This window comes from Terrabacter sp. GCM10028922 (assembly GCF_042666095.1).
Classification (GTDB): Bacteria; Actinomycetota; Actinomycetes; order Actinomycetales; family Dermatophilaceae; genus Terrabacter.
Window position 1 is genome coordinate 341773 of record NZ_JBHTFG010000006.1, and the last position, 16557, is coordinate 358329.

The window sequence follows — 16557 nt, forward strand, 5'->3', positions numbered from 1 at the left end:
GCGGTCACCTCGGCACGGAGGCCGACCGTGCGACGTACCGCACCCTGCACACGGCGCTGCTCGCCTCCCCGCCGCTGCGCATGGGGCTCACGCCCGCCGCGGCGGAGCGCTCGCTGAAGCACCTGCGCTCGCTCCTCGGGGCCCCCGCCGTCGCCATGACCGACACGAGCGCGCTGCTCGCCTGGGAGGGCGGGAAGACCCACCACTCGCACCAGCCCGCCGTCATCTGCGCCGGGACCCTCGGTCACGGCCGGACGACCGTCGTCGACGGCCCGGACGTCGCCTGCTCCGAGCCGTCCTGCGTCGTGCGTCAGGCGATCGTCGCCCCTCTCGACGTCGACGAGAAGGTCGTCGGCACCCTCCAGGTCTTCACGGGCCGGGCCTCCGCCGGGCTCGTGCGCGCGACGAACGAGGTGGCTCGCTGGGTGTCCGGCCAGCTCGAGCTGGCCGAGCTCGACGCGTCGCGCACCCGCCTCATGGAGGCTGAGGTCCGGGCCCTGCGCGCGCAGATCAGTCCGCACTTCATCTACAACTCGTTGACCGCGATCGCCTCCTTCACCCGCACCGACCCGGACCGGGCGCGCGAGCTGCTCGTCGACCTCGCGGAGTTCACCCGCTACTCGTTCCGCCGGCACGGCGAGTTCACCACGCTGGCCGAGGAGCTGCGCTCGATCGAGGCCTATCTCGTCATCGAGAAGGCGCGCTTCGGCGACCGGCTCACCGTGACCCTGCGCGTGGCACCGGAGGTGCTGCCCGTCGTCGTGCCGTTCCTCTGCCTCCAGCCGCTCGTCGAGAACGCCGTCCGGCACGGCCTCGAGGGTCGTGCAGGTGACGGGGAGATCAGCATCCTGGCCCAGGACGCCGACCACGAGTGCGTCGTGACGATCGAGGACAACGGCGTCGGCGAGGACCCCGAGAGGGTCCGTCGCGTCCTCGGCGGCGACCCGGGCAGCGACTCCGTGGGCCTGGCCAACGTCGACGAGCGGCTGCGGGCCGCGTTCGGGGACGACTACGGGCTCGTCGTCGAGACCGCCCCGGGCGCCGGCACGAAGGTCGTCGTGCGGCTGCCGAAGTTCCGGCCGGGGGTGCACGTGTGACCGGCGAGACCGCTGCACAGGTGGAGGGCGCGCCGCTGCTGCGGGTGCTCGCCGTCGACGACGAGGCCCCAGCGCTCGACGACCTCGTCTGGATGCTCTCGCGTCACGACTGCGTGGGTCAGGTCGTGCCAGCCGGCTCGGGTGAGGCGGCCCTGCGAGTGCTCCACGAGGAGCAGGTCGACGCGATCTTCATGGACGTCCAGATGCCCGGCCTCAGCGGGCTCGACCTCGCGCGCGTGCTGTCGCGCTTCACCACCCAGCCCCCCGTCGTCTTTGTCACCGCCCACGAGCAGCACGCCGTCGACGCCTTCGAGCTCAACGTTGTCGACTACGTCCTCAAGCCGGTCCGAGACGAGCGGCTCGACCAGGCCGTCCGCCGGGTCGTGCGCCAGCTCCATGGCCGGGAGCCGGCGCCGGTCAGCGCCGACGAGAGCATCGTCGTCGAGCTGGCCGGAGTGAGCCGCCTCGTCGCACGCTCCGACGTGCTCTTCGTCGAGGCGCAGGGCGACTACGCGCGCCTGCACACCACGACCGAGAGCCACCTCGTACGCGTCCCCCTCACGACCCTGGCGGACCAGTGGCGCGAGGCTGGGTTCGTGCGGATCCACCGTTCGTCGCTCGTGGCCCTCGGGCACATCTCCGAGTGGCGGACCGAGGGCGGGCGTACGACCGTCGTCGTCGGTGGGCACGAGCTCGTCGTGAGCCGCCGCCACACCCGCGCCCTACGGGACCTGCTCGTCCGCCGCGCACAGCCCCTCGGCCGGGGCGGGTCGTGACCGGTCCCGACCCCACGGCAACCGGCCGTATGCCGTCCGGTGACGCGCCGCGCCCCGGCCCCGTGCCGCGGCCGGCGGAGGAGCCGCATGCAGCGGGAGAGCCGCATCCGGGCGGGGAGCCGGGTCCGGCAGGGGAGCCGCGCGCGGCGGGGGAGCCGCATGCGGCGGGGGAGCCCCGGACCCGGGCCCGCGTCCGGGTCACGAGCCCGCGGACCTCCGCCGCCCGCACCCGCACTGTCTCGATCGCCTCGGAGATCGACGAGCAGACGCGGCTCGGCGAGGTCTACATCACCTCGCTCATGCGCAGCCAGCTGCGGCTGGCCCTCAGCGTCCTCGTCGCGCTCGCCTCGACCCTCGGGTTGCTGCCCCTGCTCTTCGCCGTCGTCCCGGAGGTCGGCCGGTTCGCGGTGCTCGGCGTCCCGCTCCCGTGGATCCTGCTCACAGTCGTGGCGTTCAGCGAGATCGTCGCGCTCGGCTGGTTCTACGTGCGCCAGGCCGAGCGCAACGAGGCCGACTTCAGCGACCTGCTGGACGGGCGGTGACGACGGTGACCCACCCGTGAGCAACGCAGCGAGCATCGTCGCCGTCATCCTCGTCTCCATCGCCTCCCTCGGCGTCGGGGCGTTCGGCCTGCGCCTCTCGCGCACGATGAGCGACTTCTACGTCGCGTCCCGCGGGGTCAGCCCGGTGCTCAACGCGTCAGCGATCAGCGGCGAGTACCTCTCCGCCGCCTCCTTCCTCGGTGTCGCCGGGCTCATCCTCGCCCGCGGTGTCGACATGCTCTGGCTGCCTGTCGGCTGGACCGCCGGCTACCTGCTGCTCCTCGTGTTCGTCGCCGCACCGCTGCGCCGTTCAGGTGCCTACACGCTGCCCGACTTCGCCCAGCTGCGGCTGGAGTCGCTCGTCGCGCGACGGGCCTCGAGCCTGCTCGTCGTCGCCATCGGCCTGCTCTACCTCATCCCGCAGTTCCAGGGCGCAGGACTGACCCTGCGCACCCTGACCGGCGCTCCGTCGTGGGTCGGACAGGTCGCCGTCGCGCTCGTCGTGTGCCTCAACGTCCTGCCGGGTGGCATGCGCAGCGTCACGCTCGTGCAGGCCTTCCACTACTGGCTCAAGCTGCTCGCCCTGCTGACGCCCCTGTTCTTCCTGCTCGGCGCCTTCGGCTCAGGCACCACCAACCCGTCGGTCGGGGCCGTCCATGTCGCCGACTGGGTCGAGCCGCTCGGCGGGGACAACGCCCTCTACCTGACCTACTCGCTCGTCCTGGCCACCTTCTTCGGCACGATGGGCCTGCCCCACGTCGTCGTCCGCTTCTACACCAACCGCGACGGCCGGGCCGCGCGGCGCACGACGCTCGCCGTTCTCGTCCTCCTTTCCGGCTTCTACCTGCTGCCCGTGCTCTACGGCGTGCTCGGCCGCTACGTCGCATCCGACCTCGTCGCGGCCGGTCGCGCCGACTCGGTCGTCCTCGAGCTGCCCAGCCGCGTCCTCGACGGGCCCCTGGCCGAGGGCCTGACGGCGTTGCTCGCGGCCGGGGCCTTCGCGGCGTTCCTCTCGACGTCCACGGGTCTCGTCGTATCGGTCGCCGGCGTCCTCAGCCAGGACCTCGTCCGCTGGGGCTCCGGTCACCGTCACGGGATCCGCGCCTTCCGGCTCTCGACGGTCATCGCCGTCTCCGTCGCGCTCGTCCTGACCTTCGCATCGGCCCGGGTCCCGGTCGCCCACGCCGTCGAGCTCGCGTTCGCGGTGGCAGCGTCGACGTTCTGCCCGATGCTGCTGCTCGGGATCTGGTGGCGGGGGCTCACCGCGGCCGGCGCCATCGCCGGGCTCCTCGTCGGCGGAGGGCTGTCGATGGGGGCTGTCCTCTCGACGACCTTCGGCGTCGCGACGGACGGGTGGCTCGGTGTCGTCATGACCCAGCCCGCCGCCGTCAGCGTGCCGCTCGCCTTCGCCACGATGGTGCTTGCCTCTGTCGCCACGCGCACACGTGCGCCGGAACACGTCGCCCAGACGATGGTGAGGCTGCACGCCCCTGAGCACATCGACCTCAACCGCGGGTCGTTCCACCCCGAGCGCTGGTCCCGTCGACCGGTCATGGCCGGGGCTGCCGCGCACGACACCGACGCAACTGGCCAGCGACCGTGACTCCGGTTGCCGCGTCGTCGCTGGGGCGGCTGGGGGCCGACCGTTCGTCGCGCGCCGGCGACCGCTCGTCGCAGTCGCGCCCGCGCACGGCGAGTGGTCGGCGCCACTGGGCGATGCCCGGAGCGCTGCGACTGCCGGGCGACCGGCACGCCTCCTACGTTGGTCTGAACCGGCCACGTGGCCGGCAGCGCGGAGCCGCAGGGGAGTCGACCCACCACCGCAGGGCGGGGGGCGTCGGCGGCGGCACCACCGCGTGGACCGATCAGGAGATCACGCACGACCAACCGCCCCGGAGGTGGCCCAAGTGAGCAAAGACGCTCCAGACCGCGTGGTGGACGACCCGAACGTCGCCATGCAGAACTCCGACGACTTCGCCGACCTGCGCCGCAGGTTCCGCCGATTCGTCTTCCCGCTGACCGCGCTGTTCCTCGCGTGGTACTTCCTCTACGTCCTGCTGTCCGTCTTCGCGAAGGACTTCATGGGCACCCGAGTGCTCGGGAACGTCACGTGGGGCCTGATCTTCGGGCTCCTGCAGTTCGTGTCCACCTTCGCGATCACGATGTACTACGCGCGCTGGGCCGACCGCGAGTTCGACCCGCGGGCCGAAGCCCTCGCCCAGAAGATGGGAGGGCACCACAAATGAGCGCCATCGCACCCACCCTCGTCCCCGCGGCCACGACCGTCGGCAACCCGGCCATCAACATCGGCATCTTCGCGCTCTTCGTCGTCGTGACTCTCGCCATCGTCATCCGCGCCTCGCGCAACAACCGCAGTGCTGCCGAGTACTACGCCGGCGGTCGCGCGTTCACCGGGCGGCAGAACGGCATCGCCATCGCCGGCGACTACCTCTCTGCGGCCTCGTTCCTCGGCATCGCAGGCGCCATCGCGCTCAACGGCTACGACGGCTTCCTCTACTCCATCGGCTTCCTCGTGGCATGGCTGGTCGCCCTCCTGCTCGTCGCCGAGCTGCTGCGCAACGTCGGCAAGTACACGATGGCCGACGTCCTCAGCTTCCGGCTGCGGCAGCGGCCCGTGCGCATCGCGGCCGCGACCTCGACCCTGGTGGTCTCGTTCTTCTACCTGCTGGCACAGATGGCCGGTGCCGGAGGTCTCGTCGCGCTCCTGCTCGGTGTCGAGGGCGCGGCCGGCCAGCGCATCGTGATCGCCGTCGTCGGCGTCATCATGATCTTCTACGTCATCTACGGCGGGATGAAAGGCACCACCTGGGTGCAGATCATCAAGGCCGTCCTGCTCATCATCGGTGCCGGGGTCATGACGCTCTGGGTGCTCGGAAAGTTCGGCCTCAACCTGTCGACGCTGCTCGGCGAGGCGACCGCGGCGTCGCAGGATGCCGGCGGCAAGGACCTGCTCCAGCCCGGCCTGCAGTACAAGAACCCGATCGACTTCATCTCCCTGTCGATGGCGCTCGTGCTCGGCACGGCCGGCCTGCCCCACGTGCTCATGCGGTTCTACACCGTGCCGACGTCGCGAGAGGCCCGTCGCTCGGTCGTGTGGGCGATCTGGCTGATCGGCATCTTCTACCTGTTCACGCTCGTCCTGGGCTTCGGTGCGGCTGAGCTCGTCGGTGCCTCCGAGATCAAGAACGCCCCCGGCGCGGTGAACTCCGCAGCGCCACTGCTCGCGTTCAAGCTGGGCGGCGAGATCCTCCTCGGTGTCATCTCGGCCGTCGCGTTCGCGACGATCCTCGCCGTGGTCGCCGGCCTGACGATCACCGCGAGCGCCTCCCTGTCGCACGACATCTACAACACCGTCGTCAGGGACGGGAAGGCGACGCCCGAGGAGGAGGTCAAGGTGGCCCGGATAGCGGCGCTCGTGCTGGGTGCGATCGCCATCGTCGGCGGCATCTTCGCCCTCGGCCAGAACATCGCGTTCCTCGTGGCCCTCGCCTTCGCCATCGCGGCGAGTGCGAACCTGCCGACGATCCTGTACTCGCTCTTCTGGAAGCGGTTCAACACGCGGGGTGCCCTGTGGAGCATCTACGGCGGCCTCGTCAGCGCCATCACGCTGATCGTCTTCAGTCCGGTCGTGTCGGGCAAGGCGATCGACCCGGTCACCAAGAAGAGTCCCTCGATGCTCCAGGGGGTCGACTTCCACTGGTTCCCGCTCGACAACCCGGGCATCGTCTCGATCCCGCTCGGCTTCCTGCTCGGCTACATCGGGACGGTGACGAGCCGGGAGTACAACGCGGCGAAGTACGCCGAGATGGAGGTCCGCTCGCTCACTGGCCACGGTGCCGAGGCGGCGACCCACCACTGAGGCACGTGCACGAAGGGCCCCGACGGCAGCTGCCGTCGGGGCCCTTTCGTCGCCGGTGGGCGCGGTCGGGGCGTCAGAGCACGACCAGGTCGTCGCGGTGGATGACCTCGCGTTCGTACTCCGGGCCGAGGTCGCGGGCCAGCTCTTTCGTGGACCGCCCGAGGAGCGCGGGCAGCTCGGCCGAGCTGTAGTTGACGAGACCGCGGGCGACGACCGCGCCGTCAGGGGCGCAGACGTCGACGGGGTCGCCGTCGTGGAACGTGCCCTCGACGGCGGTGATGCCGGCGGGCAGCAGGGACTTCTTGCGATGGACGAGAGCGGCCACGGCGCCGTCGTCGACGAGCAGCCGGCCGCGGGCGGTCGTCGCGTGCTGGAGCCACAGCCGGCGTGACCGGCCGCGGACGCCGATCGGCAGGAAGACGGTCCCGACGTCGTTGCCCGCGAGGACCTCGTTCACCCGGTCGGCGGCCGTCACGCTCGTGACGACCCCGGCGGCCGTGGCGATCCGCGCGGCCTCGATCTTCGTCGTCATGCCACCGGTGCCGATCTTCGACCCGCTGCCGCCGATCTCGACCCCGACGAGGTCGTGCGGGCCGCGGACGAGGGGAATGCGCTGTGCGCCTGGGCGGCTCGGCGGCCCGTCGTAGAGCGCGTCGACGTCGGACAGCAGCACGAGGGCGTCGGCGTCGATGAGGTGGGCGACGAGCGCGGCGAGCCGGTCGTTGTCGCCGAAACGGATCTCGCTCGTCGCGACGGTGTCGTTCTCGTTGACGATCGGCAGCACGCCGAGGTCGAGCAGGCGCTCGAGGGTGCGCCGGGCGTTGGCGTAGTGGGTCCGCCGGGTCACGTCGTCGGCGGTCAGCAGCACCTGGCCGACCGTGATGTCGTGGACGGCGAAGGCCTGGGTGTAGGCGGCGAGCAGGGCTCCCTGCCCCACCGAGGCGGCAGCCTGCTGCGTCGCGAGGTCGCGCGGGCGCACGGTGAGACCCAGCGGATGGATGCCGGCTGCGATGGCGCCGGAGCTGACGAGCACGATCTGCGTCCCGTCGAGGTGCTTGCGCGACAGCGCGTCGGACAGCGCGACGAGGCGGTCGTGGTCGATGCCTCCGTCGATGCCTGTCAGCGAGCTGGAGCCCACCTTGACGACCAGGCGCCGGGCGGTGCTGATGACGGAGTGGGGCGACACACCCAGCACTGTAGTGAGACGGGACGGCCGCAGCCGTCTCGTCTCGTCGGTGGCGCGCGTCGGGTCAGGCGCCGACGCGGGCGGCGCAGGACGCGATGCCCAGCCAGGTGTGCCGGTTCCCCGCCCAGCAGAAGCCGAGCTTCGGGGCGCTCTTGTCGGGTGTGCGGCCCAGATGCTCCTCCCCGCGCCGGACGTCCACGGCGGCATACAGCCCGTCCGGTGTGTCGAGTCCGTCGATGGGGCGGAACTCGTCGATTTCGCTGGTGTCGCCGGAGAGGAAGCCGGACCTGCTGCCGTGCCGCTGGGTCGTGATGGCGAGGGAGGATGGCAGCGACGCCATGACGAGCACGAACGGCGCGCGCTCGCGGATCGGTCCCGGGAGCCCGGCCGCTTTCTCCCTCAAGGGTTCTCGCAGGTCTTTGGTATGCCATGGCCTGCGTGGGTGTCCATCCGACGTGGTGGAGCAGGCCGGCTGCCTGGATCCGGCCGAGCTGGCGGTCGAGCTCGAGGTCGATGTCGGCGGGCGTCATGAGGGCGGAGGGGGTCAGCTGGGCAGCGGTCACGGTTCTCCTCGCGTCGGTGGCCACGGTCCACCGTGGACCGTGACCACCGAGTTCCCCCGTCGTCCGGTCAGGGCGCCTGGACGTAGACCGACGCACCCAGCTCGACGAACTCGCGGCTCTTGTCCGCCATGCCCTCACGGGCAGCACCGTCAGTGCTCAGACCCCGCTCGGCGGCATACCTCCGGACGTCCTGGCTGATCCGCATCGAGCAGAACTTCGGTCCGCACATGGAGCAGAAGTGCGCCGTCTTGGCGGGCTCCGCCGGCAGCGTCTCGTCATGGAAGGCACGTGCCGTGTCGGGGTCGAGCGAGAGGTTGAACTGGTCCTCCCACCGGAACTCGAACCGGGCCTTCGACAGCGCGTCGTCCCAGTCACGGGCGTACGGGTGCCGCTTGGCGACGTCGGCCGCGTGCGCGGCGAGCTTGTACGTGATGACCCCCGTCTTGACGTCGTCGCGGTTGGGCAGGCCGAGGTGTTCCTTCGGCGTGACATAGCAGAGCATGGCGGTGCCGTGCCAGGCGATGTGGCTCGCGCCGATGGCCGACGTGATGTGGTCGTAGCCGGGCGCGACGTCGGTCGCGAGCGGGCCGAGCGTGTAGAACGGGGCGCCCTGGCACCAGTCCTGCTGGAGGTCGACGTTCTCCTTGACGAGGTCGAGCGGCACGTGCCCGGGTCCCTCGACCATGACCTGGACGTCGAACTCCCAGGCGCGAGAAGTGAGCTCGGCGAGGGTACGCAGCTCGGACAGCTGCGCCTCGTCGTTCGCGTCGGCGGTGCAGCCGGGACGCAGCCCGTCCCCGAGGCTGAACGCGACGTCGTAGCGCGCGAAGATCTCGCACAGCTCGTCGAAGTGCGTGTAGAGGAAGTTCTCCTCGTGGTGGGCCAGGCACCAGCCGGCCATGATCGAGCCGCCTCTGCTCACGATGCCGGTGATCCGCTCCGCCGTGAGGGGCACATAGCGCAGGAGCACGCCGGCGTGGATGGTCATGTAGTCGACGCCCTGCTCGCACTGCTCGATGACGGTGTCGCGGAACACCTCCCACGACAGGCGTGACGCGTCGCCGTCGACCTTCTCGAGCGCCTGGTAGATCGGGACCGTGCCGATCGGGACGGGGGAGTTGCGCACGATCCACTCGCGGGTCGTGTGGATGTCGTCACCGGTCGAGAGGTCCATGACGGTGTCGGCACCCCAGCGGGTCGCCCACGTCAGCTTCTCCACCTCCTCGGCGATGGAGCTCGTGACCGCCGAGTTGCCGATGTTCGCGTTGACCTTGACGAGGAAGGCGCGGCCGATGACCATCGGCTCGCTCTCGGGGTGGTTGACGTTGTTGGGGATGATGGCGCGCCCGGCCGCGACCTCGGACCGGACGAGCTCGACGTCGCAGCGCTCCCGGGTGGCGACGAACTCCATCTCCTTCGTGACGATGCCGGCGCGGGCGTACGCCATCTGCGTCACGCGGTGGCCGTCCTTGCCCCGCAGGGGAGCCCGGGCCTGGCCTCGCCACTCCTCCGACGCAGCCCCACGGCGCTGGGCGGACCGCCCGTCGTCGGCGAGCCGGCGCTCACGGCCGGTGTACGTCTCCACGTCGCCACGCGCTGCGATCCAGTCGTCGCGGAGGGGAGGGAGGCCGGCCTCTGGCTCGCTGCCGGGGCCGGACGTGTCGTAGAGCCGGAACGGCGGGTTGCCTTCCGAGAGCGTCACCTCCGTGAACGGCACGGGTATGCCGCTCGATGCGCTCGGCACGTGGACCTTGCGTCGGGCGGGGGCCGGGGAGTCGGTGGAGGTCGTTGCGTCGGGCGTGGTGGCGGTCTCGCTCATGGGTTCTCTCCTCGTGGTGGGCGGGTCTGGGTCTGGGTGACGGTCTGGGTGGGGGTCTGGGTGGGGGTCTGGGTGGCGGTCTCGGTGCGGGTCCGGGGGGCGGGGTGGACGTGGCTCACGGGTCCGCGTCCGCTGCCGATCCGCCAGGCTGCGGCGTCGAGCAGGGCGGTCCGCACGAACGCGCGCGCCGTCTCGACGGCGGCCGAGGCCGGCTGGCCGTGGGCCAGTCCTGCAGCGATCGCCGAGGCGAAGGTGCACCCGGTGCCGTGGTCGTTCGTGGTCGCCACCTCGGGCGAGGTGAAGGTGCGCGCCCCTTCGGGGGTGGCCACCACGTCGACCCGAACCGGCCCGCCCGCGCCACCGGGGCGCTCGAACGAGCCGCCCGTGACGACGACGGTGCGACAGCCCAGGTCGAGCAGCGCGCGCGCCTGGTCCACCTGCTCGCGGAGGCTCGCCGCCGGTGCCGCGCCGAGGAGGGCGGCGGCCTCGTCGGTGTTGGGCGTGACGACGGTCGCGTGCGGCAGCAGGTGCTCTCGCATCGCGACCGTCACGCCGTCGCCGGCGAGTGAGTGCCCCGACGTGGAGACCAGCACGGGGTCGACGACGAGACAGGGAAGCAGGCCGTCGCACGCGAGGGCCGCGACGGCGTTCGTCGTCGCGGCCCCGCCGAGCATGCCGGTCTTCACCGCCGCGGGACGCAGGTCGGCGAGGACGGCACGGATCTGGGCGAGGACGACGTCGGAGGGGACGAGGTGGATGCCGTGGACGCCGGTGGTGTCCTGCACGGTGACCGCCGTAACGGCACTGGCGCCGTGGACGCCGTGCGCGGCGAACGTGGTGAGGTCGGCCTGGACACCGGCTCCTCCGCCGCTGTCCGAGCCGGCGATCGTGAGGGCGACGGGCGGACTGTTCACGTCGTCACCGCCCTCGGCCCGCGGCGTGGTCGCTGCGGCGGTCGCTGGGCCAGCGCCGCGTCGACGGCGGCGACGAGGGCCCGGGTCGTGGCGCGCGGGTCGGTGGAGCGCATGACCGCTCCCATGACGGCGACGCCGTCGGCGCCGGCCTCGACCCAGCGACCAGCGTCGTGGGGCTCGACGCCACCGAGAGCCAGCACCGCGGGCAGCGACCGACGGGCTCGGCGCGCGGTCGTGATCGTCCTGCGCAGCCCTGCGTAGCCCAGTGCGGGGCCGTAACCGGGCTTGGACGCGCTCGCGGCCACAGGCGAGAGCGTGACGTAGTCGAGGCCGTCGTCGGCGGCGCGGACGAGATCCGCGGCACCGTGGCACGATCGACCGACGACCGATGCGGAGACGAGGTCGAGGTCGACGTCGACGCTGCGGAGGTGCACTCCTGCACCAGCGAGTGGCCGCGGGGCGCGTGGTGACTGTTCGGGCCGCGAGCGGCCGAGCAGCGGAGCGGCGACGACGAGGAGTGCGTCATGGGCCGTGCAGAGGCGTCCGACCGCGTCGACCAGGGCAGCGCGCTCGTCGGCCGGGAGGTCGCGCTCGCGCACGAGGACACCGCCGGCCCCGCCGTCGAGCGCGGCGCCGACGACGTCGAGCAGGTCACGGTCATCGGGCACCTGGGTTCGGTCCGTCACCACGACGACAGCCCCCCCCTCGCGACCGAACGCCGCGTTCGGTCCCGAACGGGGTGGTGCACCGGCGGGTTCGGCACCGAACGAGTCGTTCGGTTGCGGAGGGGCGGGGGTCATGAGCCGACCAGCCCGGTCGTAGAGGACGAGGCAAGCGCGAGGCGCCGGACCGGGATACGGCCGGCACGGTAGGCCAGGCGTCCCGCGATGACGGCGTGACGCATCGCCCCGGCCATCGCGGCCGGGTCCTCCGCGCGGGTCACGGCGGACGCGAGCAGCACGGCGTCACAGCCGAGTTCCATCGCGAGTGCGGCGTCGGACGCGGTGCCGATGCCGGCGTCGAGGATGACCGGCACGTCGACGGCGTCGCGGACGAGCTCGATGGCGTGCGGGTTGCGGATGCCCAGGCCGCTGCCGATCGGGGAACCCAGCGGCATGACGGCGGCGCATCCGACGTCGACGAGTCGACGTGCCACGACGGGGTCGTCGGTCGTGTACGGGAGCACGACGAAGCCGTCGCGCACGAGCTGTTCCGCGGCGTCCACGAGCTCGACGACGTCGGGCAGGAGCGTCCGGTCGTCGGCGACGACCTCCAGCTTGACCCAGCTCGTCCCGAGGGCCTCCCGGGCGAGCCGGGCGGTGAGCACCGCTTCGCGCGCGGTGCGGCACCCGGCGGTGTTGGGAAGGAGGGCGACCTCGCACCGGTCGAGCACGTCCAGCAGGCCACCCGCCCCCGCCTGTGGGACCCGGCGCATCGCCACCGTGACGATGCCGGTGCCGGAGGCGCGCACCGCCGCCTCGAGGGAGGCGTGGCTCGTCGCTCCGCCGGTGCCGAGAACGAGCCGGGAGGCCAGGCTGCGTCCGGCGAGGACCAGCGGGTCGGGGTGGTTAGGCTCCACACTCGGTGAGCTCGACACGTCACCCTCCCTGCATCGCAGTGACGACGTCGACGCGCGCGCCGACGGCCACGACCGTGCGGGCCCACGCGGAGCGCGGCACGATGACGTGGTCGAGGGCGACCGCGACGCCTCGCGTCGGCGCGCCGAGCTCCTCGACGAGGTCGCTGATCGTGGCGCCGGGGCGCACGATGCGCTCCTCGCCGTTCAGGTTGATGTTCACGAGCGCTCCTTCGATGGGCAGAGTCGTTGTGCGGCAAGGGGTTCGACGCAGCGCGGTGGTGGCCGGCCGTCGACGTGTGCGGTGACGGCCTCGGCCGTGAGCGGGGCGAGCAGGACGCCGTCGCGTCCGTGGCCCGAGGCGAGCACGAGTCCCTCGACACAGGTCGGGCCCACGAGCGGGAGGTTGTCGGTGGTCGCGGGGCGGAGTCTCGCGGTGGCTTCTCGGAAGGTCGCCTCGGCGAGCTCCGGCACGACCTCGATCGCGTCGTGCAGCAGATCGTGCACCGCGCCGGCCGTCACCGAGACGTCCTCCCCGACGTCCTCGCTCGTGGCCCCCACGACGATCTCGCCGCCCGGGCGGGGGACGGTGTAGACCTCGCGCCCACGCACCGTCGCACGGACGGTGTGCGTGAGCGTGTCGGGGGCTGCAGCGAGCCGGATCACCTGGCCCTTGAGGGGCCGGATGGGCACCGGGTGGCCGAGCGCCGCCAGCACACGCGGGGAGCTCCAGCCCGTGGCAACGACGACGACGTCGGCGTCGACCACGGCGTCCACCGTGGCCCAGCCGTCGCCGACGGGGCGGGCGCCCGCGACACGGCCATCGCGTACGACGGGTTCTGCGAGGACAGGCAGCAGCGTGCCTCCGCGCGCCACGAACGCGTCCTCGAGCGCGGCGGAGACGGCCCGCGGGTCGACGGCCGTCTCCTCGAGCCGCACGGCGCCGGTCACGCGGGGGGACAGGGCCGGCTCGAGCCGGCGGGCCGCTCGCGAGGTCAGCCGCTCGACGTGGCACCGGCGGCGTTCGAGGTGGCGGGCGTGGCGTGCGAGCGACGCCTCGTCGTCGGCGTCGAGCGCGACGAGCAACGTCCCACGCGGCGCCAGCTCCACGGGCCGGCCGACGTCACGGGCGAGCTCTGCCGCGAAGTCAGGCCACAACCGCGCCGAGGCCAGGCTCGTGGAGAGCAGCGCGTCCTGGCCGAAGACGGCCTCGCTGGCCGGCGCGATCATGCCCGCCGCTGCGTGGGTCGCTCCGGAGCCCGCCGCCGGGTCGAGGACCGTCACGGCATGGCCGGAGCGGCTCAGCCGCCACGCGCACGCGAGCCCGATGATGCCCGCGCCGATGACGGCGACCTGCCGTCGGTCCGCCGCCCGCATGACGGCGGTCACTGATGGTCGGTGGTCGTCCCGGTCTCCGACCCCGACGCCCGAGGCGCCGGGGGCATCGCTGGTGGATGGCCCGCGAGCGCCGCAGCGAGTGCGGCGGCGGTCGAGCGGGGGTCGTCTGCCTCGCTCAGCGCGGTGACGACGGCCACTCCGTGGGCTCCCGCGGCGCGGAGCAGCGCCACACGATCGGCGGTGACCCCGCCGATCGCGACGACGGGCAGCCGCGTGGCGGCGACGACGGCGGCGACACCGTCAGGCCCGAGAGGCTCGGGCAGCCCCACCTTCGTCGTCGTGGCGTACGCGGGTCCGACGCCGAGGTACGTCGCCCCCGACATCTCGGCCGCGCGCGCCGAGACGGCATCGCGCGCCGTCGCGCCGATGACGAATCCGGGTGGCGCGAGCGCGCGGACGCGGTCGACGGGAAGGTCGGTGACGCCCAGGTGGACACCGTCCGCGCCGGCGGCGAGCGCGACGTCGACGCGGTCGTCGACGAGGACGAGGGCCCCGGCCGGCCGGGCGATCTCGAGCACCTGCAGCGTCAGCTGGAGCACGTCGCGGTCGGTCAGCTCCTTGGAACGGACCTGGACGGCGCAGGGGCCGGTCGCCACGGCTGCCCGCACGTCGGGCAGGGGGTCCCGGCCGGCGCGGGTGTCGGTCACGACGTGCAGGGCAGGCACGTGGCGCAGCGTGCCGGGGTGGACGGTGGGGGCACTCGGTGCGGCTCGATGCGTCAACGCGACTCCTTGGTCCCTGCGCCGGCATGATCCGGATCAGGTGTGGACGGTCAGGGCCGCGTCAGCCCCCTCTCAGCCCGGTGCGCCGGACTCCCGTGAAGGACGCCATCACCATAGCCCGTGCCCTTCGGGCCGGCATCCCGAGGTACCTCTCACCACGGGCGGGCCGTATGCCGCCGCATCGGCACCGTGTCCAGGGACCGTCCGCGCGTTGACGAAACCACCAAGTGATGTTCAATATATTGCATGCCGATTCCGGAGTATCGCGAGAACCACCGACGAAACCTGCTCCGCGACGACGTCCACCTGCGCCTCCGCGACGCGATCGTCGACGGGACGCTGGCCCCGGGGGAGAAGCTGCGCGACCAGGAGCTCGCGACCTGGCTCGGGGTGAGCCGCACACCGGTGCGCGAGGCGCTGCTGCGCCTCGCCCAGACAGGCCTCGTCCACGCTGCACCCGGCCGGTCGACCACCGTCGCGACGCTCGACGCCCGGGCGATCCGTGACGCCCAGGCGGTCGTCGCGGCCATGCACCGTCTCGCGGTGGAGCTGGCGGTGGGGCAGCTCGACGCGGCCGACCTCGACGAGATGCGCGAGGCCAACGAGCGGTTCGCCGCTGCAGTCCGCCGGGGCGACGCCGACGCGGCGATCGCCGCCGACGACGCCTTCCACGGCGTCCCCGTCCGAGCCGCCGCCAACGGCGCCGTCGAGGCGGTCCTCGACCAGTTCACACCCGTGCTGCGCCGGGTCGAGCGGCTGCGCTTCTCCTCCCTCGCCGGCCGGGCATCGGTCGACCTCCACGCCCGGCTCGTCGACCTGTGCGAGGCCGGGGACGCCGAGGCGGCCGCGTCGGTGTCGCACCAGACGTGGCAGACGCTCAAGCCGCTCCTCGACACGCTGGCCGACGCCGACGCCGAGGAACCGTCGCACGAGCACCCGGCGGGCTGACGGCGGACGGCCAGCCGACAACGATGCGAATCACTCACCCAGACAAGGAGACTCACATGTCCATCCACGACTTCGAGCGCTACCCGCTGACCTTCGGACCGAGCCCCGTCCATCCCCTCGACCGGCTGACCCAGCACCTCGGCGGCGCTCGCGTCTGGGCAAAGCGTGAGGACGTGAGCTCCGGTCTCGCCTTCGGCGGCAACAAGACCCGCAAGCTCGAGTACATCGTCCCCGACGCGCTCGCCCAGGGCGCCGACACACTCGTGTCGATCGGCGGATTCCAGTCGAACCACACGCGGCAGGTCGCCGCCGTCGCGGCGAAGCTCGGCATGAAGTGTCGGCTGGTCCAGGAGAAGTGGGTCGACTGGGACGACCCGGTCAACGACAAGGTCGGCAACATCCTCCTGTCGCGGATCATGGGTGCCGACGTACGGCTGGACCCCGCCGGCTTCGACATCGGCATCCGGTCGTCCTGGGCGAACGCGATGCGCGAGGTCGAGGAGTCCGGCGGCCGGCCGTACGGCATACCTGCGGGCGCGTCCGAGCACGAGCTGGGCGGGCTCGGATTCGCCAACTGGGCGTACGAGGTGGCCGAGCAGGAGAGGGAGCTCGGCGTCTTCTTCGACACGATCGTCGTGTGCACCGTGACGGGCTCGACCCACGCGGGCATGATCGCCGGGTTCGCCGCGCTGGAGGACGCCGGCGGGCGCCCACGTCGCGTGCTCGGCATCGATGCGTCGGCAACCATCGACAAGACTCGCGACCAGGTGGCGCGCATCTCTCGCAACACCGCTGCGCTGATCGGGCTCGACCGTGACCTGCGCGACGACGAGGTCACCGTCCTCGAGGGCTGGGCCGGCGACCTCTACGGCATCCCCGTCGAGTCGACCGTCGAAGCCATCCTGCTGTCAGGACGGCTCGAGGGGATGATCATCGACCCCGTCTACGAGGGCAAGTCCATGGCAGGGGTGATCGACCTGGTCACCTCCGGCGAGATCGGGCGCGACTCCACGGTCCTCTATGCCCACCTCGGCGGGCAGCCGGCGCTCAACGCCTACAGCGGCATCTTCGACTGAGGTCAGCGGGTCCGCCGTCCGGCCGGGAGCCGGTGCCGGGCGGCTCTCCGGGGGCCCTGG

General features: G+C 72.2%; 17 protein-coding genes and 1 riboswitch. Of the genes, 8 read left to right on the plus strand and 9 right to left on the minus strand.

All coding sequences use genetic code 11. From position 1 onward, the window contains the following. From ACFQU3_RS06470 to ACFQU3_RS06495, 6 genes are all read left to right on the plus strand, one after another. Positions 1-1097, plus strand: a 1097-nt coding sequence (locus ACFQU3_RS06470; RefSeq protein ID WP_385907894.1) for a sensor histidine kinase, incomplete at its 5' end; no start/stop codon positions are given. After that, on the plus strand, positions 1094-1873 hold the full coding sequence (locus ACFQU3_RS06475) for a LytR/AlgR family response regulator transcription factor (protein ID WP_385907896.1): 780 nt from the start codon (positions 1094-1096) through the stop codon (positions 1871-1873). The genes ACFQU3_RS06470 and ACFQU3_RS06475, both read left to right, overlap by 4 nt. Continuing rightward, positions 1870-2415 (plus strand): hypothetical protein, encoded by a 546-nt coding sequence (locus ACFQU3_RS06480; RefSeq protein WP_385907898.1) that lies wholly within the window; start codon positions 1870-1872, stop codon positions 2413-2415. The genes ACFQU3_RS06475 and ACFQU3_RS06480 overlap by 4 nt, the downstream gene beginning before the upstream one ends. A gap of 16 nt (positions 2416-2431) precedes the next feature. Further along, a complete protein-coding gene (locus tag ACFQU3_RS06485) occupies positions 2432-4018 on the plus strand; it encodes a cation acetate symporter (RefSeq protein WP_385907900.1) in 1587 nt (528 codons plus the stop codon). Between the two features lie 304 nt (positions 4019-4322). Continuing rightward, on the plus strand, positions 4323-4661 hold the full coding sequence (locus ACFQU3_RS06490; protein ID WP_385907902.1) for a DUF485 domain-containing protein: 339 nt from the start codon (positions 4323-4325) through the stop codon (positions 4659-4661). Continuing rightward, positions 4658-6295, plus strand: a complete 1638-nt coding sequence (locus tag ACFQU3_RS06495) for a cation acetate symporter (RefSeq protein WP_385907904.1) — start codon at positions 4658-4660, stop codon at positions 6293-6295. Before ACFQU3_RS06490 ends, ACFQU3_RS06495 begins: the two co-directional genes overlap by 4 nt. A 73-nt stretch (positions 6296-6368) precedes the next feature. Here ACFQU3_RS06495 and proB read toward each other — a convergent pair whose 3' ends face one another. The 9 genes from proB to thiE all read right to left on the minus strand — a co-directional run bounded on the left by proB (position 6369) and on the right by thiE (position 14473). Beyond that, positions 6369-7481: a glutamate 5-kinase gene (proB, locus tag ACFQU3_RS06500; protein WP_385907906.1), complete on the minus strand. Its 1113-nt coding sequence runs from the start codon at positions 7479-7481 to the stop codon at positions 6369-6371. 64 nt (positions 7482-7545) lie between these two features. Continuing rightward, entirely contained in the window at positions 7546-7884 is a 339-nt protein-coding gene (locus tag ACFQU3_RS06505; RefSeq protein ID WP_385907908.1) for a DUF5701 family protein, read from the minus strand. A 227-nt stretch (positions 7885-8111) separates the two neighbouring features. After that, complete coding sequence (gene thiC / locus ACFQU3_RS06510) at positions 8112-9863, minus strand: phosphomethylpyrimidine synthase ThiC (protein WP_385907910.1); 1752 nt, start codon at positions 9861-9863, stop codon at positions 8112-8114. Further along, entirely contained in the window at positions 9860-10777 is a 918-nt protein-coding gene (gene thiD, locus ACFQU3_RS06515) for a bifunctional hydroxymethylpyrimidine kinase/phosphomethylpyrimidine kinase (protein WP_385907912.1), read from the minus strand. The genes thiC and thiD overlap by 4 nt, the downstream gene beginning before the upstream one ends. Beyond that, on the minus strand, positions 10774-11466 hold the full coding sequence (locus ACFQU3_RS06520; protein WP_385907914.1) for a thiamine phosphate synthase: 693 nt from the start codon (positions 11464-11466) through the stop codon (positions 10774-10776). The genes thiD and ACFQU3_RS06520 overlap by 4 nt, the downstream gene beginning before the upstream one ends. 107 nt (positions 11467-11573) lie before the next feature. After that, positions 11574-12374 (minus strand): thiazole synthase, encoded by an 801-nt coding sequence (locus ACFQU3_RS06525; protein WP_385907916.1) that lies wholly within the window; start codon positions 12372-12374, stop codon positions 11574-11576. Position 12375: 1 nt separating this feature from the next. Further along, a complete protein-coding gene (thiS, locus tag ACFQU3_RS06530; RefSeq protein WP_385907918.1) occupies positions 12376-12576 on the minus strand; it encodes a sulfur carrier protein ThiS in 201 nt (66 codons plus the stop codon). After that, on the minus strand, positions 12573-13742 hold the full coding sequence (gene thiO, locus ACFQU3_RS06535) for a glycine oxidase ThiO (RefSeq protein ID WP_385907920.1): 1170 nt from the start codon (positions 13740-13742) through the stop codon (positions 12573-12575). Before thiO ends, thiS begins: the two co-directional genes overlap by 4 nt. Beyond that, positions 13739-14473: a thiamine phosphate synthase gene (gene thiE, locus ACFQU3_RS06540; RefSeq protein WP_385907922.1), complete on the minus strand. Its 735-nt coding sequence runs from the start codon at positions 14471-14473 to the stop codon at positions 13739-13741. Before thiE ends, thiO begins: the two co-directional genes overlap by 4 nt. Continuing rightward, positions 14469-14580: riboswitch (TPP riboswitch) on the minus strand. (Overlaps the previous gene by 5 nt.) A 139-nt stretch (positions 14581-14719) precedes the next feature. Between thiE and ACFQU3_RS06545 the strand changes: the two genes are divergently transcribed. Both ACFQU3_RS06545 and ACFQU3_RS06550 read left to right on the plus strand, forming a co-directional pair. Beyond that, the gene (locus ACFQU3_RS06545; RefSeq protein WP_385907924.1) at positions 14720-15421 is read left to right on the plus strand and encodes a GntR family transcriptional regulator; all 702 of its coding nucleotides are present in this window, start codon (positions 14720-14722) and stop codon (positions 15419-15421) included. Positions 15422-15477: 56 nt separating this feature from the next. Further along, entirely contained in the window at positions 15478-16497 is a 1020-nt protein-coding gene (locus ACFQU3_RS06550) for a 1-aminocyclopropane-1-carboxylate deaminase (RefSeq protein WP_385907926.1), read from the plus strand. Positions 16498-16557 lie beyond the last annotated feature (60 nt).